The organism is Agrobacterium sp. LAD9, assembly GCF_003031125.1.
In the GTDB taxonomy this organism is placed as follows: Bacteria; Pseudomonadota; Alphaproteobacteria; order Rhizobiales; family Rhizobiaceae; genus Agrobacterium; species Agrobacterium radiobacter.
This window is the reverse complement of the sequence record NZ_PHGS01000016.1, coordinates 251,060-276,499: the sequence shown is the minus strand read 5'-3', so window position 1 is coordinate 276,499 and position 25,440 is coordinate 251,060. Positions and strand designations below refer to the sequence as shown.

The following is a 25,440-nucleotide window of genomic DNA, read 5'->3' as shown; positions in this document are numbered from 1 at the left end:
GTGCTGCAATGCCCATCCGGGCCGGAGACGGGCCGCTATTGGCGGCCCGACAACGTCGTCAAAGCTGTCCTTTACTTCGCGGCGGCGAGGCCCGGATCGCCCTGTTTTTCGAAGGTCTGGACTTCCTTGTTGTAATAGGCGCCGTCATCGGCCTTCGCCACTTCGCGCAGATAGATGTTCTGCGTGATGTGGCGGCTTTCCGGATCGATGCTGACAGGGCCGCGCGGGCTTGTCCAGGAAAGACCTTTCACCGCATCGACAGCCTTTTCCGCATCCTGTTTGCCGCCGGTGGCCTCGATCATCTTGCTGATGACATACATGCCGTCAAAGGCGCCGACGGAAGGGAAGGACAGTTCCTTCGGATTGCCGATCGCCTTGGTGGCGGCTTCCACGAAGGTCTTGTTTTCAGGCGAATCATGCGAGACGGCGTAATGGAACGTCGTCTGCATGCCGAGTGCGGCTTCGCCAAGCGCCGGCAGGTCGGATTCCTGCGTCAGATCACCCGGTGCGAAGAGCTTGACGCCTGAAGATTTCAGGCCGTTATCGTTGAAGGCCTTGACGAAACCGAGCGTCGTCGGGCCAGACGGCAGGAAAGCGAAGACGCCTTGAGCGCCGGAATCCTTCACGCGCTGCATGATCGGGCTGAAATCATTGGTGGAAAGCGGCATGCGGATGGTTTCCACCACCTCGCCGCCAGCGGCCGTAAAGGCGGCCTTGAAGGCATTTTCGGCATCGACGCCCGGGCCGTAATCGCTGACCAGCGAAATGACCTTCTTCACGCCGCCATCAAACGCCACTTTGGCGATGGGGGTGGAGGTCTGCCAGGTGGTAAATGAAGTGCGCACCACATAGGGGCTCTTGGTCACGATGGCCGATGTCGCGGCATTCATGATGACCATCGGCACATTGCCCTGCTTCAGAAGCGGCGTAACGGCCATGGCGTCGGGGGTGAAATAGAAGCCGGCGAGATATTGCACGCCTTCCTTGACCACCAGTTCCTGCGCCAGCGCCTTGGACTGCGCCGGATCGGCCTGCGGCACATCGCGATAAACGACTTCGACCGTGTCGTTGCCGATCTTGTTGCCGTGAAGCGCAAACCAGGCGTCTATGCCGGCCTTGAAGTTCTTGCCCTGCAGCGCGAAGGGGCCGGAGAACGGACCGACCACGCCCACCTTGATCGTATCGGCATAGGCAACGGAACTAAAACAAATGGCCGCGATGGCGGCGGTGATCCGTAGTTTCATAACTTCCTCCCAATTGATCCGTGGCTCCCATCCACCGATCCAAGCTGTCAGATTGATGACTGAGATGGCCAAAGTAAAATGAAATAAGGGGGGTAATAGATAACCTGACGGTTATCAATGGCGCAGTTTATCGTTCCGTCTGCGGATGCGTCGCCATGTAACGCGATTTGAGGGTTCCTTGCCTTCGCATCCGCTGCTGCCGTCATGCTGGCTCGGGGCCTGAATGACGGCAGGCACTGCAACAGCCCGAAGGCCGTATTTTGGGGTGAGAACAGTTTCGCGCAAACTCAACACGGGATAGTGAGAATGTGAAGACGAAACCAATGCCTTAACCAGTTCTAAGGGGATTGTTCGTAGTCTCGCGAAGCATATTTTGGATCTTTATTTGGTGTCTTGATGGGCGAATATCAAAATAAAGCTGTTGAGCTGATGCGGAATCGCGCTGGAGATAAGATGCTCAACAACAGGATCGAGCGTCGTGAGGCGTTCCTGCGCAAGGCGCTCACGCTCTATCAGGCCATGGGCGGAAGCGTGGACGACATGCAGGCCGCCGTAAAGGGCGCCGCGTCCACATCCGCGCCGACCATCGACGTCGCCGTCGGAGACGTCATGTACAAGCTTGCCGCGATCGGGCACGTCGCCGATATCGATATCATTCAGGCGGCCTATAACAAGCTGGATGCCGCGAACCTGCATATTCTCGACAGGGGCAAAAAGCTGTTGAAGAAGCAGCGGGACCAGAAGCCTGCCGCCGCCATGACGGCGAAATAGGGCAGCCTCATTCTGTTTTTTGTTGAACGTATGCCCCAGCGCCCGGCTGGAGCATACGCTTTCATGTGTCCGTGCTTCAGGCGATGACTGGAACCCAGATTTCGACGATTCCCCGCCCGGTCTGCGGATCGAAGCGCCGGTCATAAAGCTCGAAATCGGGAGAGGGCGCGGTCTTCAGCCCGGCATCGGGCAGCGCCTTGTTCCAGATCGTATAGGCTGTTCTCGGAAGATCCGAGACGTGGCCGTTATGGACAAAAACCGTATAGGATTGCGCGGGCACCTCGATATGGTCCATGCCCGGTGTTTTCCTGAGCGCCTTCACGCCGGCAAGATATTTGCAGTTGCCGGCGGCGTCGGCAACGCTGCAGACGCCGTAAGCGGCTCCGGCCACGGCTGCCTCGACTTCGCTTTCGCGAAGGTTGAAGGCCTGCCACAGCGCTGGAATGGCGCCGTTGTTCTCCAGTGAGCAGGCGGTGCTGAGGCCGACCACCATAAAGGCGTCGGCGCGGCGAATTTCCGGCGGCTGGAGGTCGATGAACATGTCTTTCTTCATTGTGATTGGCTCCATGAGATCAAGGGATGAGGTTGATCGGGCCTTGCGAACAATGCTCGGTAATGTGTTGAAATAATTCGCAAAGGCTCGTGTGAACGCCTCATGGGACCCGTATCCCGCACCAAGCGCGACGGTGAGGATGTCAGCATCGCACTGCGCGATGGTTCTGGCCGCCTCGGAAAGCCGGCGCGCCCGGACATAGGACATGATCGACAGGCCGGTGGAAAGCTGGAACAACCGGCACATGTGATGTGTGCTGATCGCGCAGCGGTCAGACAGGACCGTCAATGTCAGGTTTTTATGCAGGTCGCTTTCGATCTGCCAGATAAGCTTGTCCAGAGCGGGCATGGGGTCTCCTGTGGTTCACGCCCGCATCATGCAAAACCGCTCCGCTCAACGCTTGATCGGGTTTGACTTGTTGTCGCGTGTGAGCCCGATCTTACAGGAGACGGTTTGTCGAATGTTGCGTCTTTTCACAGATTCGCCGGGCTGACAGCGCGCCCAAAGGCGGGCGCGCCAGCCTGGTCGTTTCCGAGCGCGATATCAGGCGACTTGCGGCGACAGAATCTCCTGCCACGCCTCATAGGCGGAGAGAACCGTTTCCATCTGTGCCGTGTGGCCGGTGATGAAATCGTCGCCATAGATCGTTTCATCGGGATATTCGGTGATCAGCGTCATCGGCACGGTGTGGCGGTCGTCGATGGAGGACAGGCACGGAAAGCCGTTGATGATGCGGAAACCGGTTTCGCCGGCATGGGTCTCGTAAAGTGCGATCTGGCGGTTGTTGTAATCGAGCAGGCCGGGAATGGCGCCAAGATGGCGGGTCACCCGGTCGAGCAGGGCCTCCGCCTGGCTTTCCCAGTCCGCATGGTGGCGGATGATGAGGAAGAAGCCCTTCGGCAGCGTCCACATGGCGAAATTGCGCGGCACATAACCTGATAGTGGCCGGGTCCATTCATGCGAGGGATAACCGTGCAGGTTCACATGCAGGCTGGCGCCGCTCATCTCCTGCGCCTTGAAGCGGATTTCCTTCTCGTTGATATGCCTGCCGGAATTTTCCAGCGTGCGATATTCGAGATCATCGCCAAGCGCCGTGTAGCGTGCGGCGTGGTGCATGTGGCGCGGATTATCGACGCGCAGGCGCTGGTGCAGGGCGTAACCGTCGGGGTTTTCCAGCGGCGAAATGGTGAAATGCGCGCCCTTGCGCTCCGCGAGCCTACGGGCGGCGCGGATGGCGCCAACGATGCCTGTCGTCTCGTTGGGGTGCTGACCGCCGCTGATCATGACGGCGGCATCGCTGCCTGCCACGTAACGGGCGGCAAGAATGCGACCGGAGCGGGAGCGGGCCTCGAAGGCCTCGCCGCCGATCTCTGTCAGTAGCGTCGCGAGCTGGCCTGCGGCGACCGGTTCGCGGGCTTCATCGATCCGCTGCTCGCCGTCATCGAGGAAGGCGGTGGTGAGCGCGCGGGTCTCGATACGGAGGGAGATTTCGCCCGGGCTTTTCACGATTTCCGGTACGATCTGGCCGGGCTTCAGGCCCCGGTCACCCAGCGGCCGGCCGGACTTTTTCTGGAAGAATTCCAGCAGCGAGAAATAGAAATCCTCATGCAGCGCTTCACGCAGGCTGATGACCTCATCGCCGACGGAAAGCGCCAGATCTTCGGCCGGATGCGCGACACGGATGTTCAGCTCTTCGAAATAGGGTTCTTCATCGCCCCAGCCGTGGTTGGCGACGGCATTGATCGCCGCTTCGAAAAGCCGCTCGTAATCCGTTTCCAGCCGCTTGCCGGCCGTGTCGCCCGCAAGCCGGAACCAGCCGGTTGGCGAGACATTGGTTTCGCCGACGATATCGGTGTGAACCCGGTTTGGGGCCAGAACCTTCAGGGTTTCCTTCTTGCCGTTGCGGCTCAGCGTAACATCATAATGGAACCCGTCGTCCTCGCGGGCGATGAAGTCGATCTTCGTATCGCCCACCAGAGCCGCCAGCGGATAGGCTTCCAGTCGGAAGCGGTTGGCCGGTGCATTGGCATGCACCGGGTAACGCACCTCGATGGTGTCGACGCCATCCAGATTGATCTCTTCCAGAAAGGTGAAGAGGAGCGGCTTGTAGGCGCTTCGGATGCGGGCGCTGACGCCTTTTTTCTTCAGCCTGTTTTCGGCATCGCGACGGCTTTTGGCGTCATCGAAGGTCCATGCTTCGAAGGACTGGCCGGGCTCGGCAGTGGCGACGAGAGCATCCAGAGTGCGCTCGAAGGTCTGGTCGAAAATCTGGCTCATCGTTGTTACCTCGAGGTTCTGCCGGTGGGATCGAGGCTGTCGCGCAGCCAGTCGCCGAGAAGGTTGAGGCCAAGCACGGTGAGCAGAATGGCGAGGCCGGGGAAAACGCTGACCCACCATGCCGTCTGCAGATAGGTGCGGCCATCCGCCAGCATGCCGCCCCAACTCGGAATTGTCGGATCGACGCCGAGGCCGAGGAAGGTGAGGCTGCTTTCCAAGAGGATATTGTTGGCGACATTGAGCGTCATCAGCACGATGACAGGGCCGATAAGGTTCGGCAGCAGGTGCTGGAGAATGATGCGCCAGTCCTTCACGCCGATGGCGCGGGCGGAGAGAATGAATTCCCGCTCCCGCAGCGTCAGCACCGAGCCGCGCACGAGACGGGCATATTGCACCCATTGCGAGACGATCAGGAGGATGATGGTGTTGGTGAGGCTGCCGCCGACAATGGCGATGAAGGTGATGGCAAGCAGAATGAAGGGCATGGCGAGCTGGATATCGGCAAAGCGCATGACCAGCATATCCCAGAAACCGCGATAATAACCGGCGACCAGCCCGACCGCGACGCCGAAGATGACCGCGCCGATGACCGAGGTGAAGCCGACCAGCAGCGAGATCTTGCCGCCGGCGACGACACGGGCAAGCACGTCACGGCCGAGCGGATCGGTGCCGAGCGGATGGGCGGCGTTGGCAAAGGGTTTCGCAAGGCGCGCCATCAGGTCGATCTTGTCCGCGCCGCCGGGAAACAGCACGTCGGAAAACACGACCGCAAGGCAGATGACTGCCGTGAGCGACGCACCGAGGATGAATTCGAGATTGGTGAAGCGCGACAGGCGCGAGGTTTTGGCAGCCATCGTCACTTACTCCGTGCGGATGCGCGGATCGACAAGCCCATAGGCGATATCGACCAGAAGGTTGATGCCGACGATCATCAGCGACAGCACGGTGATGACGGCCTGAAGCACGGGATAATCGCGCGCGCCCACCGCATCGAAGGCAAGCGTGCCGAGGCCCGGCCAGTTGAAGACACGCTCAATGACGACGATACCGCCGAGAAGCCCGCCGAATTGCAGGCCGAAATAGGTGATGAGCGGAATGGCGCAGTTGCGCAGCGCGTGTTTGTAGAGAACCTTGCTTTCGCTCAGACCCTTGGCGCGCGCCACCATGACATATTGCGAGCGCAGCGTATCGAGCATGGCCGTGCGCACCAGACGCACATTGGTGGCTGTCAGGATCACGCCCATGGTGACTGATGGCATGATGTAGCTTGCAAAGCCGCCCATGCCGCTTGGCGGCAGCCAGCCGAGCGTGATGGAGAACAGCAGCACCAGCATGGTGGCCAGCCAGAAATTCGGGAAGGACAGGCCGACGAGCGAGAAGATGCGGATCACCTGATCGGCCGTCTTGCCGCGCGAGATCGCCGCTTTGATGCCGAGCGGGATGGAAAGCGCGATGGACACCGCCATGGAGATGAAGGCGAGCAAAAGCGTGGCGGGCAGGGCATCGGCAATCAGGCGCGAGACCGGTGTGCTGCCGGTGAAGCTGCGGCCGAAATCGAGCGTCACGAGACCCTTCAGGAAGCTGAAATATTGCACGAAGAACGGCCGGTCGGTGCCCAGCGCCGCGCGGATGCGCGCCAGATCGTCTTCCGTCATGCTACCGCCGCCCTGGAACATGGTGACAGCCGGATCGCCGGTAAGGCGAATGGCGAAAGAAACGAGAAGGGTGATGGCTATGACGACAAAAATCGCCTGTAGCAATCGCTTGATGAGGAAACCGGCCACGTTTTTTACCTTGCGAGGAAACGGGGGAAGAGAAATCCCGCCTTGCCCGCGAGAGGCGGACAAGGCGGCGTGTCAGAGGATCAACCCGCTTATTCGACGGTCACGTCGGTAAGCTTCAGGCGGTTATCCGGCGGCGCGACGAAACCCTTGACCCGCTTGTTGATGCCGTAAATGGCATTGGTGTTGTAAAGCGGGATTTCCAGCGCGCGTTCGGCGGTATAGCTGCCGATTTCCTTGAGGATTTTTTCGCGCTCGGCACGGTCGGTCAGCGGACGCTGGGATTCCAGCAGCTTGTCCAGCTTCTCGTCCTTGTCATAGGGGTTCCACTTTTCACCCGAGTGGTACATGGAATAGGCCGTGTTATCGTAATCGAAGGTCCAGCCGCCCCATTTCTGCTGGAACATCGCGCCGGTCTTGCCCTGCGGGATGATGTCGTTCAGCAGCACGTTGGTTTCATAGGGCTTGATGGTGGCGGTGACGCCGACCATGGAGAGGTAGCTGGAAATGACCTGCGCCACCTCGTTCATCGTCGCGTCATTGCCGCGGATATCGATCTGCAGCGCAGCACCCGGCTTGACGCCGGCTTCCGCGAGCAGCTTTTTCGCACCTTCGGGATCGTAAGGCAGCGGCTTCAGCTCCGGATCGTAACCGAAGGACAGCGCGCTCTGGAAGCTCGCGATCTCCGATGCCTGGCCGGCAAGGATCGACTTGACGATGGTGCCGCGGTCGACGGCCATGATGATGGCCTTGCGCACCTTCGGATCGGCGGTGATGCCGTCACGGGTGTTGAAACGCAGCGCATCGACCGTCGGGCCGGGCACGCTGACGATTTCAAGCTTGGAATCGCCCTCGATAACCGGGATCATGCCGATCGGGATGGTGGGCGGAATGACGAGATCGACGCGGCCGGCCTGCAGTTCGGCAACGGCGGTCGCCGGCTCGGCGATGAAGCGGTATTCCAGTTCGGAAAGCTTTGGCGCACCGCCCCAGTAATCCGGGTTGGCTTCCAGCTTGATGTTGGTCTTCGGCGCGTAGGAAACGAATTTGAACGCACCGGTGCCGACAGGGTTGAGGTTGAAATTGTCCTCGCCCTTTTCCTTGATATAGGCAGGCGGAACGATCATGCCGCCATAACCGGCAAGCTTGGTCAGCAGCACCGGATCGGGCGCCTTCAGCTTCATGTCGACGGTGTAGTCGTCGATGACATCGACACTTTCGATGGCGACATAGTTGGAGCGCTGCGGGCCCTTGGCACCCTGTTCGCCGAGAAGGCGCTCGAAGGTGAACTTGACGGCGGCGGCGTTGAAGGGCTCGCCATTGTGGAACTTGACGTTCTGGCGCAGCTTGAAGCGGATGCGCTTGCCTTCATCCAGCTCTTCCCAGGATTCGGCAAGGCCGGGCACAACCTTCAGGTCCGGGCCGCGATAGGTCAGGCCGTCGAAGATGTTGGTGGCGACAGCCGCCCATTGCACGAGGAAGGTGTCGATTGGATCCCAGCTGCCCGGATCCTGCGGGCTGGAAATGGTCATCTTGCCGGCGGCAAGAGCCGGTGCGGCGGTAAAGGCCGTGGCGGCCATGGCAAGTGCGACGAACGTTGTCGTCATCCCCTTCTTGATTATTGTCATCTACCTGTTCCTCTTCAGATGGTTGTTGCGGTTCTAGTTGTTATTCAGGCGCTCTTCGCGATGAAGTGGCCCGGATTGATTTCCTCATGGGCGAGAATGGCCGGCTCGTCGCCGACACGGCGCACGGGATTGGGTATTTCGCCCTCGATCATGGCGATGCGACGCTCGATGGTCGGATCGGCGACCGGCACGGCCGAAAGCAGGCGGCGGGTATAATCATGCGTCGGCGTTTCGAAGACCTGCCGACGGCTGCCCATTTCCATGATCTGGCCGAGATAAAGCACGGCGACACGGTGGCTCATCTTTTCCACGACAGCCATGTCGTGGCTGATGAAGAGATAGGCGAGGCCCCGTTCGGCCTGAAGGTCCATGAACAGATTGATGATCTGCGCCTGGATGGAGACGTCGAGCGCCGACAGCGCCTCGTCTGCGATGATGAGCTTCGGATCGGAAGCCAGCGCACGGGCAATGCAGACACGCTGGCGCTGGCCGCCGGAAAACTCGTGCGGATACCGGGCGGCATGTTCGGAGCTGAGCCCCACGCGTTCCAGCAACTCATCCACCCGCCGCCGTACGGCCTTCTGATCGTTGATCAAACCGTGGGTGTTGATCGGCTCGGCAATCGAAAAACCGACCGTCTTGCGCGGATCGAGCGAGGCGAAGGGATCCTGGAAGATATATTGCACTTCCTGGCGCATGCGGAAGCGCTCCGCCGCCGACATCTGCGAATAGCTGCGGCCATTGAAGGCAATTTCGCCTGATATGGCCGTCTGCAGCTGCTGGATGGTGCGGCCGATGGTGGATTTGCCGGAACCGGATTCGCCGACCAGCGCCAGCGTTTCGCCGGCATGAATATCAAAGCTCACCTTCTGCACGGCGCTGCAACGGTGGGTCGCCTTGCCGAACAGGTTCTTGCGGATATCGAAACGCACGAACAGGTCCTTCACCGACAGCAGCGGCTTGGCGTCATATTTCGCGGTGTTTTGCACGCGCTCCTCGCCGATCACGACCGGCTGGCCATCCTGCAGCACGGTAAGCGGCAGGCGCTTCGGAAACTCTTCGCCTTCCATGCTGCCGAGGCGCGGAACGGCGGAAAGCAGGGCGCGCGTATAGGGATGCTGCGGATTGGCGAAGATATCCTTGACCGGGCCTTCCTCGACCTTCTTGCCCTTCCACATGACGACGACGTCATCGGCCATTTCCGCCACCACGCCCATATCATGGGTGATGAAGACCATGCCCATGCCGAGCTTCTTCTGCAGGTCGCGCATGATGTTGAGGATCTGCGCCTGAATGGTGACGTCGAGCGCCGTGGTCGGCTCGTCGGCGATCAGAAGCTTCGGCCGGCAGGCGAGCGCCATGGCGATCATCACGCGCTGGCGCATGCCGCCGGAAAGCTGGTGCGGATACCGTTTCAGAAGCTCGGCCGCATCGGGCAGGCGCACCATTTCGAGCAGCTTCTGTGCTTCCGCCAGCGCCGCCTGTTTACCCATCTTTTCGTGCAGGACAAGCACTTCGCAGATCTGGTCGCCGATGGTGAAGACGGGGTTGAGCGAGGTCATCGGCTCCTGGAAGATCATGGCGATCTCCTTGCCGCGGATCGAGCGCATCTCTTTCTGCGAAGCCTTCAGCAAGTCCCTGCCTTCAAACAGGATTTTGCCGGTGGGGTAGGTCGCGCCCATCATGTCCGCAAGGCGCATGGTGGAAAGCGAAGTGACCGATTTTCCCGATCCGGATTCGCCGACGACCGCGACCGTCCGGCCGGGCTTCACGTTGAAGGAGATATCGTCCACGACGCGGCTATTGCCGAACTCGACGCTCAGGCCTTCGACCGAGAGGAGGGCGTTTGCGTGTGCGGCAGTCATGTCAGCGTCTCCGGTGTGGTGCACGACGCGGCAAAGCGGGCGCGGCCATCTGAAAATGGGGAAGGGGAAAATGTCTCGGGCAGGCGCGTGCTGGGCGACGCCATGGGCAAGGACGGGGAGGTCGCGAAGAACTGCATGTCTTCAGGCCGTTTTGTCGGCGGAATGCGCATTCGCCGTCGCCCGCAGACGCGGCACATTCGATGTCACCGAAGCGCCGCAGGCAACCTCATCGGTGCCGGCCGGATGATTTGCGTCGGCCGCAGATTCGACGATGTGCATGTAACTCTAATTCCCCACCCTTGTTTTGCCGAAAAAGCTAACAAAACCGAACAATCATGTCCAGAGTGTTGAACAATTTTTGTGTACTGCTCTACAAATGCGCAGCTGCACCGATTTTGAGCGCGGGTTCCTGAAGAATGCTTCGCAATGATGCGTGTATTCCACGATTATTGTCGCTAAAAACCGTCTGGCCAGGCGCAGTCAGGCGGATAAATTTATAGTGAGCTTGCAAAGCTGGGGACGCGTGGCGGTATTCGCGCGCTGTCCTGGCCGGTCGTGACAGGCGGGGCGCTGCTGATAAAATGGATGAAGAGCAACGGAGAATGGAATGCCGGGCATGAACAATAAGGCAGGCGCAGTCAGGCTGAGGGGTTTTCTACGGTGCTTGTCCACGGATGATGTTGAACTCGTCCGGCGTCATCTTCCCGAACATCTTCGCCTGACTAGAGCGGAACCCGGCTGTATTTCCTTTGAGGTGTCCGAGACAGACGATCCCCTGATCTGGGAGGTGGAGGAGCTTTTTGCCGATCGTGCCGCCTTTGATTTTCATCAGCAGCGGACGCGGGCGTCGGAGTGGTTCACAGTGACTTCCGCCATTCCACGCGACTACGAGATAATGACACTGGCGTGAATGAGATCAGGCCGCAGCGGCGTTCCTGCCGGCTGCGGCCTGATCGGATTTCGGTGCCGAGCTTATTCCTTCGGCATGCCGACCGGAGGCGCAAGCCGCCGTTGCGCGGCGATGCGGAAGGGTGCGTTCATCGCGCCATAACCGCCATAGGCCCCACGCCTTTCGATGATTTCGAAGAAGAAACCCTCGCCGAAGGTGCGGCTGTAAATCTGGAAATATTCGCCATTGTCGTCGCGGTCATAAAGAATGCTCGCGGCCCGCAGCGCATCGGAAAACTCCGGCTCCAGCCCGAAACGGGCTTCCAGATCGTCGTAATAATTGCGCGAGATCGGCAGGGCGTGGAAACCGCGTGCCTGCATCGCCTTTGCCGTCGCGAAAATATCGTCGGTGGCGAAGGCGATGTGCTGGATACTGGTGCCGAAACCTTCGGCCAGAAATTTGCCGGCGAAGGTCTTGCGATTGTCCGCGCCGTTCATGGTCAGGCGGAAATGCGGCGAGGGAACGCTTTCGATGGCCTGGCTGCGTACCAGCCCGCCCGGATCGACCACATCGACCATCGGCGTGCGGCGGGTGGAAAACAGCGAGGTGTAAAACAGAAGCCAGGTCAGCATTTCATCATAATGCGTTGTTTGCGCGAGATGATCGATGCGCTTTAACCCGGCATCGCCTTCCCCTTCCGGGGCGCCCGTGGAGACGAATTCCTTGTCCCAGATGGAGGCGAGCGCCGGCGAAGCATCAAGGAAATAGATGACGCCGTTGCCCACACCCTGAATGGCGGGAACGGCGACTTCGCCTGATTTGCGCGGCTCGGCGAAGGTGGGCGCGCCGAGCGCTTCAGCCCGGACAAGCGCCGCCCCGGCATCATCCACCTTCAGTCCGAAGGCATAGGCATTGGTGCCGTGGATGGAATAGGACGCCCCGGCGAAACTGTCGCCGTCATCGCTGGTATTGATGACGATGCGGATGTCACCCTGCGTATAAAGATCGACATTGCGGTTGCGGTGCCTTGCGGTTTTCTCAAAACCAAGCGTGGCAAGCAGGGCCTCCAGATTGGCCTTTTCTTCCGGCGCGGTGGTGAATTCCACGAACTCCACGCCCTGCGTCTCAACCCGTTCCGGCATGGCGGGCACATCGATGCGGATATCCGGTTCGAGACGCCGCACCTGATCCATGAGGTTGATGAGCGAGCGGTGACCGTCTTCGGCGAGCAGGCGGGCCGAGCCGCCGCGGAACTGGTCGTTGAAGATTTCGAGCGACAGCGGGCCGCTATAACCGGTTGCGGCGACGGCGCGCATGAAGTCCACGACCGGCAGATCGCCTTCGCCCGGCATGTTGCGGAAATGGCGGCTCCAATAGAGCAGGTCCATGTCGATCAGCGGCGCATCGGCCAGCTGCACGATGAAGATCTTGTCGCCGGGAATGGAGCGGATCGAATTGGGGTCGATCTTGCGCGACAGCGTGTGGAAACTGTCGAGGATAATGCCGACATTGGCGTGGTCGGCGCGGCGCACCACTTCCCAGGCATCACGGTGATCGCTGATATGGCGGCCCCAGGCCAGCGCCTCGTAACCGACGCGCACGCCGTGTTTTGCGGCCAGTTCACCAAGCTCATGGAAATCGGCGGCGGCGCGGTCGATGCCGCCGAGCGAGACCGGCGAGACATTCGAGCAGATCAGCATCAGATCGGTGCCGAGTTCGCCCATGATATCGAACTTGCGCTGTGCTCTCTCGAAGGCGCGGGCGCGGTGTGGTTCCGGCATGCCCTCGAAATCGCGGAATGGCTGGAAAAGGGTGATATCCAGCCCGTGATCGGCGGCCAGCGCCTTCACCTCGCGCGGCGAGGCGTCATAGGTCAGGAAATCATTCTCGAAAATCTCCACGCCGGAAAAGCCGGCCTTGGCGATGGCCGCCAGTTTTTCCGGGAACTCTCCGCTGATCGACACGGTCGCGATGGATGTGCGCATTGGCATGCCGTGTCCTGTTGTGTCATAGCTCGCCATATTGCCTTCCTTTTCAGCCTTATGTACTAATTGGTTAATAAAGGGGACGCCGCCGGATGGCAGCCCCGTCCAGGGAATGAAGCATGAGCAAAAGCACGACCTTGAGCGGCGCCCGCGATACCCGGCAGGCGAAGCGTGACCCGGAAGGGGTGCGCCGGGACATTCTTTCGGTCGCGATGGAAGAGTTTTCGCAAAACGGCCTGTCGGGCGCGCGCATTGACGAGATTGCGGCCCGCACGCGAACCTCCAAGCGCATGATCTATTATTATTTCAGCGACAAGGAGAGCCTTTACCAGCGCGTGCTGGAGGAGGCTTATGCCAAGGTGCGCGGCGGCGAAAGCGATCTGGAGCTGGACGATCTGGAACCGGCGGCGGCGCTCGACAAGCTCTGTCGGTTCACCTTCGATCACCACAGGCGTAATCCGGCCTTCATCCGCATGGTGATGATCGAGAACATCCATCACGGCCGGCATATGCAGTCTTCTGAAACGATCCGCCAGTTGAACCGCCCGGCCATCGTTGCGCTGGAAGGCGTGCTGCTGCGCGGCCAGAAGCGCGGCATCTTTCGTGAGGGAATCGATGCGCTGGAACTGCACTGGCAGATCAGCGCGCTGTCCTTTTTCAACGTGTCGAACGTCGCGACCTTCTCGTTCATCTTCGGCGACAGCCTTTATACGGACAAGGGTCAGGAGACATTGTCGCGGCATGTCAGCGACATGGTGTTGCGTTATGTGCTGACGCCCGGCCATATCACGACGGATGCGAAAGACGGCCGATGAGGTGGCGCAGCGCCACGTCATAACCTTCGATGCCGAGACCGGCGATCACGCCTTCGGCGCGGGTCGAGATATAGGAATGGTGCCGGAAGACCTCGCGTTTGTGGATGTTGGAAATGTGAACCTCGATCACCGGCCCCTCAAAGGCATTGAGCGCATCGAGGATGGCCACCGAAGTGTGGGTGAAGGCCCCGGGATTGATGACAATGCCCGCGGACTTGCCGCGGGCTTCATGAATCCAGTCGATCAGCTCATATTCCCGATTGCTCTGGGCAAAAAACAGCGTGTGACCGGCGGCTTCGGCGATACTGCGGCAGTTGGCCTCGATATCCGCGAGCGTCTCGTAGCCGTAGATTTCCGGCTGGCGCTGGCCGAGCAGATTGAGGTTTGGGCCATTGAGGATGGTGAAAAGGCTCACGCAACCCCCTCCGCCATGCAAAGCTCGGTGAAATGCGCGGTCATGCGCCCGGCATCCGGTTCGCGGCCGCAGAAGAGACGGAACGCACCGACGGCCTGAAACACCGTCATGCCGCCGCCGGGCAGGGTGCGACAGCCCTTTTTCGCCGCCGCCGCCAGCAGTTCGGTGACGAGCGGCATATAGACGATATCGGCCACCCAGTGCCGCTGTTCGATAAGATCGGCCGCAACCGGCATGCCGGGATGGGCGGGCATGCCCATCGGCGTGGCATGGATCAGGCCATCGGCAAAGAGCAGCGAGGCGGCGGGGTCGTTCACGGCATGCGCGCGGCCCTCGCCGAAGCGGGCATTGAGTTCCCGGGCCAGTTGTTCCGCTCGCGGGAAATCCCGGTCGAAAATGTCGAGACTGATAATATCGAGCTTCAATGCGGCATGGGCGACCGCGACACCCGCGCCACCGGCGCCGACCAGAAGCGCCCGGTCACGCTTCGCATCCGGCAGTCCGCGAACGAAGCTTTCATAAAAGCCGTACCAGTCGGTATTGTGGCCGATGCGGCGTCCGTCCTTAAAGACGACGGTGTTGACCGCGCCCAGCATACGGGCATCGTCCGACAGTTCGTGCAGATGCGGAATGACGGCCTGCTTGAAGGGATGGGTAATGTTGGTGCCGGCAAAACCGCGCGCCTCCAGCTCGTCCAGCAGGTCGGGAAGCGCGCTGGTCGGCAGCTTGCGGGCGGTGACATCGACAAGCTCGTAGAAATAGTCGAGACCATGGGCCGCCCCTTCGCGCATGTGCAGCGCGGGCGATTTGGAAAGCTGTATATCGGCGCCTATCAGGCCGACCTTGAAGGATTTTTTCTCTGTCATGATCACGTGTCGCTCATCGGACGGTGTGGGAGAGGCGGGATTATTCCCGCCTGTCTGAGAGCGCGCGAACCTCAGTGGTGGGCGAGAATTTCGCCGAGGAACGTGCGCGTGCGCTGGTGCTTGGGATCGCGGAAGAATTCGTCCGGCGGGCCTTCCTCGATGATCTCGCCTTCCGACATGAAGATCACGCGGTCGGCCACCTGCCGTGCGAAGCCCATTTCATGGGTCACGCAGATCATCGTCATGCCGTCGCGGGCAAGGCCGATCATGGTGTCGAGCACTTCTTTCACCATTTCCGGGTCGAGCGCCGAGGTCGGTTCATCGAACAGCATCGCCTTCGGTTCCATGCACAGCGCCCGGGCGATTGCCGCACGCTGCTGCTGGCCGCCGGAAAGCTGGGCCGGGTACTTGTCGGCCTGGTTGAGAATGCGCACGCGCTCCAGATATTTGCGCGCCGTCGCCTCCGCATCGGCTTTCGACAGGCTCTTCACCCGCATGGGGGCGAGCGTGCAGTTTTCCATGATGGTCTTGTGCGGGAAGAGATTGAAGCTCTGGAACACCATACCCACTTCGCGGCGAACCGCATCGATGGCGCGGCTGGAATCCGATAGTGTGGTGCCCTCGACCGTGATCTTGCCCTCCTGGATCTCCTCCAGATGGTTGATACAGCGGATGAGCGTGGATTTACCCGAACCGGACGGGCCGCAAAGAACGATTTTTTCGCCCTTGCGAACCGTCATGTTGACGTTTTTAAGCGCGTGGAAGGCTCCATACCACTTTCCTACCCCTTCAAGGGCGATCAGCGGAGCCTGAGCGGCGGATTGCGGCATGGAACTTTCCTTCATGCTTGGCAGCAGTTTTAGTTGACGGTGTAGGGAATGTCGGGAAGCGAGGCCGGAAACTGCGGCACCGGGCGCTTCATCCATTTGGCGTAGACTTTCGCGAGGTCGCCATTGGCCTTGATCTTGTCCAGATAGGCGTTCAGCGCTTCGTTCCAGTCCTTTTCGCCGGGGCGCGTGGCGGCGCTGTTATAGAGGGTCACGAGGTCGAACTTCACCTCGTAATCCTTGCCGCCGGCGGCCGAAAGCCGGTCGCCATAGAACTGGTTGCCGCCGATCGCCTCGATCTGGCCCGACAGGATCGCCTGAATGGTGGCGGCGTCGTCATCGAAACGAAGGATATTCGCTTTCGAACCCGCGCCGGCGGTCAAGGCCGTGTCCATCGGGCTGGATTTCGGCGCACCGACGGTCATTCCCGTCAGGTCGTCGAAACTGGCGATCTTCTTGTCCTTGGTGGCATAGACCGACATGACATTATGCGCGTAAGGCTGCGCATATTGCACGTTCTTCGCGCGCTCCGGCGTCATCCCCATCGATGCGAACAGGGCGTCGACCTTGCCGGTGCGAAGCGAAGGAATACGGTTGGCAACCGCAAGCGGCACGAATTCCACCTTCAGCCCCAGATAATCCGCAAACCCCCTCGCCAGATCGGCATCATAGCCTTCCTGAACGCCGGTGGAATTGATGAAACCCCAGGGCGCATTATCGCCCTGGATGCCGATCACGACCTTGCCGCTGGCTTTTGCCTCGTCAAGGGTTCTGGCATCTGCCGCCGCGGGCGTCAGAACCGGCAGCAAAGCTGCCGCCAGTCCCGCCGCAACGGTTGCTCGCCAACCCGTGAGGGTTTTCAAGATCCTCATTGCTTTTCTCCTCCCAAATCCAGACAGCCGTTACTTCACGGTGAAAGGGATGTCGGGCAGGCTGTCCGGGAAGGCCGGAACTTCGCGTTTCATCCACTTGTCGTAGATCTTGGCGAGCTGGCCATCCGACTTGATCTTGTCGAGGAAGGTGTTGACGGTTTCGTTCCAGTCCTTTTCACCCGGGCGGGTGCCCGCGCCGTTGTAAAGCGTCGTCAGGTCGAACTTCGGTTCGTATTTGCCTTCGGCAGCCTTGTTCAGGCGGTCGCCGTAGAACTGGTTGCCGCCGACGACCTCGACCTGGCCTGAGACCAGCGCCTGAATATTGGCGGCGTCATCATCGAAGCGCAGGATATTGGCCTTGGAGCCGGCGCCGGCGGTGATGGCCGTATCCATGGCGCTGGACTTCGGCACGCCGACGTCGATACCGGTCAGATCGTCATAGCCGCCGATTTTCTTGTCCTTGGGGCCGTAGACGGAGAGCACGTTGCCGGCATAGGGCTTGGAATATTGAATGGTCTTGGCGCGTTCGGCCGTCATGCCCATGGTCGCAAACAAGAGGTCGACCTTGCCGGTCAGAAGTGCGGGAATGCGGTTGGCCACGGCGAGCGGCACGAATTCCACCTTGACGCCGAGATAGTCGGCAAAGGCCTTGCCGATATCGGCATCAAGACCGTCCTGCACGCCGCTGGAATTGACGAAGCCCCACGGCGAATTATCGCCCTGAATGCCGATGACGACCTTGCCCTTGGCCTTGGCCTCTTCCACCGTGCCGGCGAAAGCATCGACCGGTGCGACGAAGGGCAGGGCAACCGTTGCCGCGGCAAGCGCGAGCAGGGCGCGGCGAGAGAATTTCATGCTGGTGGTTTTCATCTTTTGCTCCTCCTTACAAAGCTGATGAGTTTGCATGACTTAGCGGGTTGCGGTCTGCAGCCGCTTTTCAACGCTGGCGCCCCACAGGGAAAGCGGCCAGCAGATCAGGAAATAGATGATGCCGACGAGGGCGAAGACGGTGAGCGGGCGGAACGTCTGGTTGGAGACGATCTGGCCGGCACGGGACAGCTCGACGAAGCCGACAATGGCCGCAAGCGAGGTGCCCTTGATCAGCTGCACGAGGAAACCGATGGTGGCCGGCAGCGAAATCTTGAAGGCCTGCGGCAGGACCACGTCCTTCATGCGCGATATATAATGCAGGCCAAGCGCATTGGCGGCTTCCGTCTGGCCCTTCGGCACCGCCTGGATGCCGCCGCGCCAGATTTCGCCAAGAAAGGCGCTGGCATGCAGCGTGAATGCGATGGCGACCGCAATCCAGGCATCGACATTAAAGCCCGCAAGCGCCACGCCGTAATAAACCACGAAAAGCTGCATCAGGAGCGGCGTGCCCTGGAAAACGGCGATGTAACCGGTGCTGGCGCGCTGGATTGCCGGGCTGTCGGCGACGCGGGCAAGCGCCACGCAAAGGCCGAAAACGCCGCCGCCGATAAAGCCGATGATGGTCAGCGCAAGCGTCCATTTCAGGCCTTGCAGCAGGAAGAAGAGTTCGTTGGGACCGATGGATGCCATTGTCTTTTCCTCACTTGACCGGATAGCTGAAGGATGCGCGGGAGATGAGCGAGAAAATGCCCATCATCAGCGAGGAAATGACCAGATAAAGCAGCGTGATCGAGAAATAGACCTCGAAGGACCGGAACGTATCCGCTTCGATCTTCTGCGCCACGGAGGTCAGCTCGTAAGCCGCGATCGAGGTGCAGACCGAGGTGGTCAGCGTCAGCATGATGAACTGGCTGGTGAGCGACGGGTAGACTGCCCGCAGCGCCGGCTTCAGGATGATATGGCGGAAGATTTGGGTGCGGTGAAGACCGAGCGCCAGTCCCGCCTCGACCTGGCCTTTGGGAACGGAATCGACGCCACCGCGAATGATTTCAATCGCATAGGCGCCGCCGTTGAGAGCCAGCGCAATGATGGCTGTTACCGTCGGGTTGAGCTTGATGCCGATCTGCGGCAGGGCGAAGAAAATGAAGAATATCTGCACCAGAAACGGCGTGTTGCGGATGGCTTCCACAAAGCCGATGACGAGCCCGCGCAGCAGCTTGAACCGCGAGCGGCGGGCGACGACGCCCAGAACGCCGATGACGGTGGCGAGTGACATGCCCGCAATCGCAAGGCCGATCGTCGCCAGACACGCCAAAAGCAGCTCCGGCAGGCGGTCTATGACCGCCGAAAAATCGAGACTGTAAGACATTCTTCCTCCCAACCCGTTCGGGTCCGGACAGGCGTTTCGCCTTGTCCGCATCGCCTTGGAAACCTTACGGCGCCAAAGCCCTCCATTTGTCGGTTTCTGCCGCTGCGGGCTTCAAACCCTTGTCGGCAGCGTCCCGTTAATCTTAATGTTTGTACCAGTTAGTTCATTTTTGTGTCAAGCGGTATGTCCGGTTAAAAAGCAGCTTCCGTGCTGTTTTTTCATTTCCTGTGTTTCTGAATAAAGTCTGTTTTATCAATGACTAATGCGAAGAAGCGCAAGCGCTTTCCACGCGTCGTCGTACTGCCTCCGGCCTGCCGTTCGGCAATGTCCGGAAGCCCTGTTGGCACACGAAATGGACCGCCTTGCGGCTAGTTTTCGCCTGCGCCCAGCCTGTCTATCTGCCCCGCCAATCGCTCGGCGATCAGCAGCGAGGCGCCCGTTGCCGTCACCATTTGCGGAAGCGACAGCCATTCCAGCATCCAGCCTGCGCCCGACCTTTCCTGTTCGTGCACCAGCGACTGGTGTAACGCCGATATCTGCACTGCATTAAAGCGCGCGAGCGTCACCAGCGTCTCGGCATTGACCGGGTTTTGTTTGTGCGGCATTGCCGAGGAACCACCGCCGCCGGAGAGACGGATTTCCCCACCGAGTTCGGCCATCAGCGCGATATCCTGCCCGAACTTGCCGAGTGTGCCTGTCATGAGCGAAAGCAGATTGCCGAATTCGGCGATGCCGTCGCGCTGGCTTTGCCATTGCTGTCTGTCGGCAAGGCCGAGCCGTTTTGCAAGATCGGCGCGCACGGCTGCGGCACTGTCGCCGAGCTTTTCCAGCGTGCCGGCAGCCCCGCCGAACTGCAGGGAAAAACCGCTCTGCGTGAAGGTTTCCAGACGCAGCAGGTGACGTTCCAGCGGCGCGATCCAGCTTGCCGCCCGGTCGGCGACAGTGATGCCGATGGCGGCCTGCATGCGGGTATAGCCAGTCAACGGGTTATGGCCATCGCGGGAGGCGAGATCTCCCAGCGTATCGATGAGGTGACCGAGCCGGGCAGTAATGATTTCCGCTGCCATTTTCAGCCGCAGCATCAGGCTGGTATCGATGACATCCTGGCTCGTTGCACCGAAATGCACCTTGTCCGCCGCCTGACCGGCGACCGCGGCTCGCATCTGCCGGATGAGTTCGGGAACCACAACGCCGTCCTTTGCGACGCCGTTGCGAAGCCCGGTCATATCGGCGGCAAAGTCCGAAAGCCCCGAGACGATCGCTTCCGCCACATCCTGGGAGATGATGCCGGCCTCCGCTTCCGCCTGCGCCAGCCCCGTCTCGAAACGGACCATGGCGTCGATATCCGCTCTTGCCGAAAACAGCTCGACGATTTCGCTATCGCCGAAAAGGCCTGACAGGAACGGATGCTCGAAGGGGGAAAGGCTCATCTTCCGTCTCACTCAGATATCGAAAAACACGGTTTCGCCTTCGCCCTGAAGGCGGATATCGAAACGATAGATGTTGCCTTCCTCCTTTTGGGCAACAAGCGTGGCGATCCGGCTCTTCTGCTCGACACGGGCAAGAACCGGATCGGCGGCGTTAGCCTCCTGTTCTTCCGGGAAATACATACGTGTCTGCAGGCCGATATTGATGCCGCGTGCGACGATCCAGAAGGTGATGTGCGGCGCCATCGGCCGGCCATCGCGGAACGGCACCGTGCCCGGCTTGATCGTCTCGAAAACGAATTCGCCGGTATCCATGTCGCCGGGCGAACGGCCCCAGCCGATGAAATGCGGGTCGGCCTTGCCGCGCGTTTCGCTGGGGCTGTTATAATAACCGTCGGTATCGGCCTGCCAGATTTCGATCAGCGCGTCCTTCAGCGGCATTCCCGCGCCATCATAGACCGTGCCGCGCACGCTGATGCGTTCGCCGCGTGCCTTGTCGTTATAAAGCGGGCCGGAACCGAGATCTTTTTCGAACACGCCTTCGATGCCGACGAAATTGGGCGTGCAGCCGATATGCACATAGGGGCCCGCCGTCTGCGAGGCGGTTTCCTTGAAATAGTTGAGCGGCTGAACCATGGTCAGTTGCCCTCCATGCGGTTTTCGAAAAGGGTCGAGCGGCGGCCGCGCAGGACGATATCGAACTTGTAGGCCAGCATATCCATCGGCAGCGTCGCATTCATGTCCAGCGGCGCGATCAGTCTTCTGATCGCATCCTCATCCGGAATGGTCTTGACGATCGGACATTTCCAGATCAGCGGATCGCCTTCGAAATACATCTGGGTGATGAGGCGCTGGGCGAAACCGTGGCCGAAGACCGAGAAGTGAATATGGGCCGGCCGCCAGTCATTGACGCCGTTCGGCCAGGGATAAGCGCCCGGCTGGATGGTCTTGAACCAATAATAACCGTTCTCGTCCGTGATCGTGCGGCCGACGCCGCCGAAATTCGGATCGATGGCGGCGAGATAGCTTTCCTTCTTGTGGCGGTAGCGACCGCCGGCATTGGCCTGCCAGAATTCCACCAGCGCGCCATCCACGCCGCGGCCGCGCTCGTCCAGCACCCGGCCGTGAACCAGAATGCGCGGGCCAACGGGCATCTCGCCGGGGCGGGCATAGTTGAGGATGAGATCGTTATCCAGCGGGTTCAGCATGCCATGGCCGAAAACGGGTCCGGTGATTTCGCTCTTGGTGCCCTCGAGCGAAATCAGCGCGCGTTGCGGCGAACGCAGGATGGAGGTCTTGTATCCGGGCGCATAGGCCAGCGGGTGAATATCGCGGTTGCGTGCGAAGAACGGCCCGGTTTCGGGCGGCTGGTTGCTCATTTCGTCTCCTCCTCGCTGGAACTATCGGCTTTCATACCGGCCAGGGCAAGCTTGGCGATCTTGAAAGCGTGGTTGGCGGCGGGCACGCCGGCATAGATCGCCACATGCAGCAGCGCCTCGCGAATATCCGCCTCGGTGGCGCCGGTATTGGCAGTGGCTCGCACATGCATGGCCAGCTCCTCATCCTGCCCGAGCGCAGCGAGCAGGGCGATGGTGACCATCGAGCGCTCCCGCTTCGTCCAGTGGTTGCCGGACCACACCGTTCCCCAGGCGGCTTCGGTGATGAGCTGCTGGAAAGGCTGATCGAAGCCGGACGTCATGGTCTGCGCCCGGTCGACATGGGCGTCGCCGAGCACGGAGCGGCGGGTTTTCATGCCCTGTTCGAAACGTTCGTTCTTGTCGATATGGTCCGCCATCGGTCAGTGCTCCGGCAAGGTCTTGAGAAAAATGCAGGCCGCCTGCGCGTAGGCCAGCGGCTGTTCAAGGCAGGGAATGTGGCCGCAGCCGGCGATGGTAACGAAGCGGCTTGCGGGAATGAGGCCCGCCAGCGATTGCACCAGTTCCGGCGGTGTCGAGCCATCCTGATCGCCCGCCACACAGAGCGTCGGCACGGCGATGCGCCCGGCCTCTTCGGTAAAATCCGCATCGCGGATGGCGGCGCAGGTGCTGCTGTAACCGGCCTCCGGCTGTTGCGAAAGCATGTTACGCGCGCCGGCATAGGCGGCATTCTCAGGCTGGCGGAAGGCGGGTGTGAACCAGCGTTCCATGACAGGATCGATAAGCGAAGCAAGGCCGTCTGCGGCGATCTTCTCGATGCGGGCATTCCACATCTCGGCCGTGCCGATCTTGTGAGCGGTGTTGCTGAGTACAAGCGCGCGGACGAGATCGGGACGGCGGGCATAAAGCCCCTGCGCAATCAGGCCGCCGACGGACAGGCCCCAGATGACGGTGTTTTTCACACCGAGATGATCGAGCAGCGCAATCAGGTCACCGGCATGATCGTCGATTGAATAAGGAGCGTGCCCGACATCGGAAAGCCCGTGGCCGCGCTTGTCATGCAGCACACAGGCATAATCATCACCGAGCGCTTCGATCACCGCATCCCAGATGCGGAAATCGGTGCCGAGCGAATTGATGAAGGCGATGACCGGCTTGCCTGTGTCCAATCCCTTGACGCGATAATGGATCACGGTCTCGCCGCAGCGCAGAAAATGCATGATGTGCTCCTCCTGCCAAGGATATTGCAAGCGGGTTCCGGTTAAGTAAAATGACATTATCGATGAAAATCATAACCTGTGGATTATATGAGCGATGGTCGATCAGCGTATCAAGTTCCGCCACCTGCAGACTTTCGTGGAGGTGGCGCGGCAGAAAAGCGTCATCCGCGCTGCGGAAATCCTGCATGTCAGCCAGCCGGCGGTGACGAAGACGATCCGTGAGCTGGAAGACATTCTCGGTGTCTCGCTGTTCGACCGTGAGGGGCGCGGCATCCGCATCAGCCGTTATGGCGAGGTCTTCCTGCGCCATGCCGGTGCGACAATGACGGCGCTGCGGCAAGCGGTCGATTCGGTATCGCAGGAGGCGGCGCGCGCCGGTCCACCGGTGCGGGTCGGCGCTCTGCCTACGGTTTCGGTGAGAATCATGCCGAAGGCGATGGCCGGGTTTCTGGCCGAGAAAACCGGCAGCCCGGTGAAAATCGTCACGGGTGAAAACGCCGTGCTGCTGGAACAGTTGCGGGTCGGCGATCTCGATCTTGTTGTCGGCCGTCTGGCCGCGCCGCAGAAAATGGCCGGCTTTTCCTTCGAGCATCTCTATTCGGAAAAGGTGCGCTTCGTGGTGCGCGCCGGCCACCCGCTGTTGTCACCCGGTCTTTCGGTGTTCGATCACCTGCATGAATATCCGGTGCTGATGCCGACACGGCAATCCGTCATCGGTCCCGTCGTCGAGCAGTTCCTCATCGCCAACGGCGTTCCGGCCCTGCCCATCCGTATCGAAACCGTGTCGGACGCCTTCGGCCGCGCCTTCCTGCGCACCAGCGATGCGATCTGGATCATCTCGGAGGGTGTGGTGGCGGCGGATGTGGCGGATGGTATTCTCGCAATCCTGCCTGTTGAGACCGGCGATACCAGCGGCCCGGTGGGGCTGACGGTGAGGGCCGACACGCAGCCCACGCTACCGCTCTCGCTGCTGATGCAGGCCATCCGCGAGGCGGCGGGCGAGTTGCTGGATGGGAGGCCGGAGGCTGGTTCCTGATACGAGGGGCGGGGGTGGAAAAGTCTGAGAAGCTTTCCTGCGTCATGCCGGACTTGATCCGGCATCCAGCCCCGGCGTGACGGGTGTGGAAACGGTGCAGATAAAAAGCCGCGTGTCTGGTGGAGCTCCTAATAGGGAAGCCCGACATAATTCTCCGCAAGTGCGGTCGATGCCGCGCGCGATTGCACGAGGTAATCCAGTTCCGCTTCCTGGATGCGCTGGCCGAAATCTCCCGTATCGGGGAAACGATGCATCATCGTCGTCATCCACCACGAGAAACGCACGGCCTTCCAGACGCGGGACAGCGCCTTCTGCGAATAGGAATCGATGCCGGCCTCTGACCGGTCGCGGTAAAATTCGATCAAGGCCTCGCTCAGATAATGCACGTCGCTTGCGGCGAGGTTGAGGCCCTTGGCGCCGGTCGGCGGCACGATATGGGCCGCGTCTCCGGCCAGGAACAGACGGCCGAACCGCATCGGTTCGCAGACGAAGGACCTGAGCGGCGCGATGGACTTTTCAAAGGACGGGCCCGTCACCATGGCGTCCGCATGGTTTTCCGGAAGACGACGGCGGATTTCGTCCCAGAAACGCTCGTCGCTCCAATCCTCCGGCCGGTCGTCCAGCGAGCATTGGATGTAATAACGGCTGCGCGTGTGCGACCGCATGGAACAGAGCGCAAAACCACGCGGATGGTTGGCATAGATGAGTTCGTGGTTGACGGGCGGCACGTCAGCCAGAATGCCGAGCCAGCCGAAGGGATAGACCTTCTCGAATTCCTTGATCGCGCCCTGAGGCACCGATTTGCGGCTGACCCCGTGAAAACCGTCGCAGCCGGCGATGAAATCGCAATCGATCCGGTGGGTTACGCCATCTTTCTGATAGGTGACATAGGGGCTTTCGCCATCGAAATCATGCGGCTCGACATCAGATGCATCGTAAATGGTCACGAGGCCGGTCGCTTCGCGCACATCCATCAGATCATGGGTCACCTCGGTCTGGCCATAGACCATCACACGCTTGCCGCCGGTCAGGTCGAAGAGATCGATACGGTGATCGCGGCCGTCGAAGGTCAGCGAAAAACCGTCATGCGGCAGGCCTTCGCGGCGCAGGCGCTTATCCGCACCGACCTTTTCCATGAGCTGCACCGTGCCTTCTTCCAGCACGCCGGCGCGGACACGGCCGAGGATGTACTCCTTGCTGACCCGGTCGAGAATGACGGTCTCGACGCCTTCTCTGGCCAGAAGCTGGCCAAGCAGAAGCCCTGATGGGCCGGAGCCGATGATGACGACCTGGGTGCGCATTGTTTCCTCCCGAACTTGTCTCCTATCAAGAAATTGCCGAGGGGATGCGGAAA

Annotated in this window: 26 protein-coding genes; 4 read left to right on the top strand and 22 right to left on the bottom strand. The window is 60.5% G+C overall.

Annotated elements, in window-relative coordinates:
- Nucleotides 1-71: 71 nt before the first annotated feature.
- On the bottom strand, nt 72-1,244 hold the full coding sequence (locus DA915_RS18585) for an ABC transporter substrate-binding protein (protein ID WP_060727298.1): 1,173 nt from the start codon (nt 1,242-1,244) through the stop codon (nt 72-74).
- Nucleotides 1,245-1,640: 396 nt separating this feature from the next.
- On the opposite strand from DA915_RS18585, the gene DA915_RS18580 reads away from it, so the two are divergent.
- The gene (locus DA915_RS18580) at nt 1,641-2,015 is read left to right on the top strand and encodes a hypothetical protein (RefSeq protein ID WP_080867288.1); all 375 of its coding nucleotides are present in this window, start codon (nt 1,641-1,643) and stop codon (nt 2,013-2,015) included.
- A gap of 76 nt (nt 2,016-2,091) precedes the next feature.
- Here DA915_RS18580 and DA915_RS18575 read toward each other — a convergent pair whose 3' ends face one another.
- From DA915_RS18575 to DA915_RS28975, 7 genes are all read right to left on the bottom strand, one after another.
- A complete protein-coding gene (locus tag DA915_RS18575; protein WP_107676876.1) occupies nt 2,092-2,916 on the bottom strand; it encodes an AraC family transcriptional regulator in 825 nt (274 codons plus the stop codon).
- 195 nt (nt 2,917-3,111) lie between these two features.
- On the bottom strand, nt 3,112-4,845 hold the full coding sequence (locus tag DA915_RS18570; protein WP_107676875.1) for a M14 family metallopeptidase: 1,734 nt from the start codon (nt 4,843-4,845) through the stop codon (nt 3,112-3,114).
- 5 nt (nt 4,846-4,850) lie between these two features.
- Nucleotides 4,851-5,699, bottom strand: coding sequence for an ABC transporter permease (locus DA915_RS18565; RefSeq protein ID WP_003505486.1), 849 nt, complete (start codon nt 5,697-5,699; stop codon nt 4,851-4,853).
- 6 nt (nt 5,700-5,705) lie between these two features.
- Nucleotides 5,706-6,629 (bottom strand): ABC transporter permease, encoded by a 924-nt coding sequence (locus DA915_RS18560; RefSeq protein WP_192886597.1) that lies wholly within the window; start codon nt 6,627-6,629, stop codon nt 5,706-5,708.
- A gap of 89 nt (nt 6,630-6,718) precedes the next feature.
- Entirely contained in the window at nt 6,719-8,254 is a 1,536-nt protein-coding gene (locus tag DA915_RS18555; protein WP_003505488.1) for an ABC transporter substrate-binding protein, read from the bottom strand.
- A 44-nt stretch (nt 8,255-8,298) separates the two neighbouring features.
- A complete protein-coding gene (locus DA915_RS18550) occupies nt 8,299-10,119 on the bottom strand; it encodes an ABC transporter ATP-binding protein (protein WP_107676874.1) in 1,821 nt (606 codons plus the stop codon).
- Between the two features lie 141 nt (nt 10,120-10,260).
- Nucleotides 10,261-10,398, bottom strand: coding sequence for a hypothetical protein (locus DA915_RS28975; RefSeq protein WP_192886595.1), 138 nt, complete (start codon nt 10,396-10,398; stop codon nt 10,261-10,263).
- 328 nt (nt 10,399-10,726) lie between these two features.
- On the opposite strand from DA915_RS28975, the gene DA915_RS18540 reads away from it, so the two are divergent.
- Nucleotides 10,727-11,029 carry a putative quinol monooxygenase gene (locus DA915_RS18540; RefSeq protein WP_107676873.1) on the top strand — a complete coding sequence of 101 codons (303 nt, stop codon included), beginning with the start codon at nt 10,727-10,729 and terminating at the stop codon, nt 11,027-11,029.
- Nucleotides 11,030-11,091: 62 nt separating this feature from the next.
- On the opposite strand, the gene DA915_RS18535 is transcribed toward DA915_RS18540, so the two are convergent.
- A complete protein-coding gene (locus tag DA915_RS18535) occupies nt 11,092-12,993 on the bottom strand; it encodes a bifunctional sugar phosphate isomerase/epimerase/4-hydroxyphenylpyruvate dioxygenase family protein (protein ID WP_107676919.1) in 1,902 nt (633 codons plus the stop codon).
- A 119-nt stretch (nt 12,994-13,112) separates the two neighbouring features.
- On the opposite strand from DA915_RS18535, the gene DA915_RS18530 reads away from it, so the two are divergent.
- Nucleotides 13,113-13,808, top strand: a complete 696-nt coding sequence (locus tag DA915_RS18530; protein WP_060724461.1) for a TetR/AcrR family transcriptional regulator — start codon at nt 13,113-13,115, stop codon at nt 13,806-13,808.
- On the opposite strand, the gene aroQ is transcribed toward DA915_RS18530, so the two are convergent.
- The 12 genes from aroQ to pcaD form a co-directional block, all read right to left on the bottom strand.
- Nucleotides 13,780-14,223, bottom strand: coding sequence for a type II 3-dehydroquinate dehydratase (gene aroQ / locus DA915_RS18525; protein ID WP_080864508.1), 444 nt, complete (start codon nt 14,221-14,223; stop codon nt 13,780-13,782). The genes DA915_RS18530 and aroQ overlap by 29 nt on opposite strands.
- Entirely contained in the window at nt 14,220-15,089 is an 870-nt protein-coding gene (locus DA915_RS18520; protein ID WP_107676918.1) for a shikimate dehydrogenase, read from the bottom strand. The genes aroQ and DA915_RS18520 overlap by 4 nt, the downstream gene beginning before the upstream one ends.
- Nucleotides 15,090-15,160: 71 nt before the next feature.
- A complete protein-coding gene (locus DA915_RS18515; protein ID WP_107676872.1) occupies nt 15,161-15,919 on the bottom strand; it encodes an amino acid ABC transporter ATP-binding protein in 759 nt (252 codons plus the stop codon).
- Between the two features lie 29 nt (nt 15,920-15,948).
- Complete coding sequence (locus DA915_RS18510) at nt 15,949-16,788, bottom strand: transporter substrate-binding domain-containing protein (protein ID WP_003505502.1); 840 nt, start codon at nt 16,786-16,788, stop codon at nt 15,949-15,951.
- A 30-nt stretch (nt 16,789-16,818) separates the two neighbouring features.
- Nucleotides 16,819-17,658 carry a transporter substrate-binding domain-containing protein gene (locus DA915_RS18505; RefSeq protein WP_107676871.1) on the bottom strand — a complete coding sequence of 280 codons (840 nt, stop codon included), beginning with the start codon at nt 17,656-17,658 and terminating at the stop codon, nt 16,819-16,821.
- Between the two features lie 39 nt (nt 17,659-17,697).
- A complete protein-coding gene (locus DA915_RS18500) occupies nt 17,698-18,348 on the bottom strand; it encodes an amino acid ABC transporter permease (protein WP_020009039.1) in 651 nt (216 codons plus the stop codon).
- A gap of 10 nt (nt 18,349-18,358) precedes the next feature.
- A complete protein-coding gene (locus DA915_RS18495; RefSeq protein WP_060724457.1) occupies nt 18,359-19,027 on the bottom strand; it encodes an amino acid ABC transporter permease in 669 nt (222 codons plus the stop codon).
- Nucleotides 19,028-19,395: 368 nt separating this feature from the next.
- Entirely contained in the window at nt 19,396-20,457 is a 1,062-nt protein-coding gene (locus DA915_RS18490; protein WP_107676870.1) for a 3-carboxy-cis,cis-muconate cycloisomerase, read from the bottom strand.
- 12 nt (nt 20,458-20,469) lie between these two features.
- Nucleotides 20,470-21,090 (bottom strand): protocatechuate 3,4-dioxygenase subunit alpha, encoded by a 621-nt coding sequence (gene pcaG / locus DA915_RS18485; RefSeq protein ID WP_107676869.1) that lies wholly within the window; start codon nt 21,088-21,090, stop codon nt 20,470-20,472.
- A 2-nt stretch (nt 21,091-21,092) separates the two neighbouring features.
- Complete coding sequence (gene pcaH, locus DA915_RS18480; protein ID WP_003505508.1) at nt 21,093-21,833, bottom strand: protocatechuate 3,4-dioxygenase subunit beta; 741 nt, start codon at nt 21,831-21,833, stop codon at nt 21,093-21,095.
- Nucleotides 21,830-22,249 (bottom strand): 4-carboxymuconolactone decarboxylase, encoded by a 420-nt coding sequence (pcaC, locus tag DA915_RS18475; protein ID WP_020009036.1) that lies wholly within the window; start codon nt 22,247-22,249, stop codon nt 21,830-21,832. The genes pcaH and pcaC overlap by 4 nt, the downstream gene beginning before the upstream one ends.
- A gap of 3 nt (nt 22,250-22,252) precedes the next feature.
- On the bottom strand, nt 22,253-23,050 hold the full coding sequence (pcaD, locus tag DA915_RS18470; RefSeq protein WP_107676868.1) for a 3-oxoadipate enol-lactonase: 798 nt from the start codon (nt 23,048-23,050) through the stop codon (nt 22,253-22,255).
- 94 nt (nt 23,051-23,144) lie between these two features.
- Between pcaD and pcaQ the strand changes: the two genes are divergently transcribed.
- The gene (gene pcaQ, locus DA915_RS18465; RefSeq protein ID WP_107676867.1) at nt 23,145-24,086 is read left to right on the top strand and encodes a pca operon transcription factor PcaQ; all 942 of its coding nucleotides are present in this window, start codon (nt 23,145-23,147) and stop codon (nt 24,084-24,086) included.
- A 128-nt stretch (nt 24,087-24,214) separates the two neighbouring features.
- Here pcaQ and pobA read toward each other — a convergent pair whose 3' ends face one another.
- Nucleotides 24,215-25,387, bottom strand: coding sequence for a 4-hydroxybenzoate 3-monooxygenase (gene pobA, locus DA915_RS18460; protein ID WP_107676866.1), 1,173 nt, complete (start codon nt 25,385-25,387; stop codon nt 24,215-24,217).
- Nucleotides 25,388-25,440: the final 53 nt, after the last annotated feature.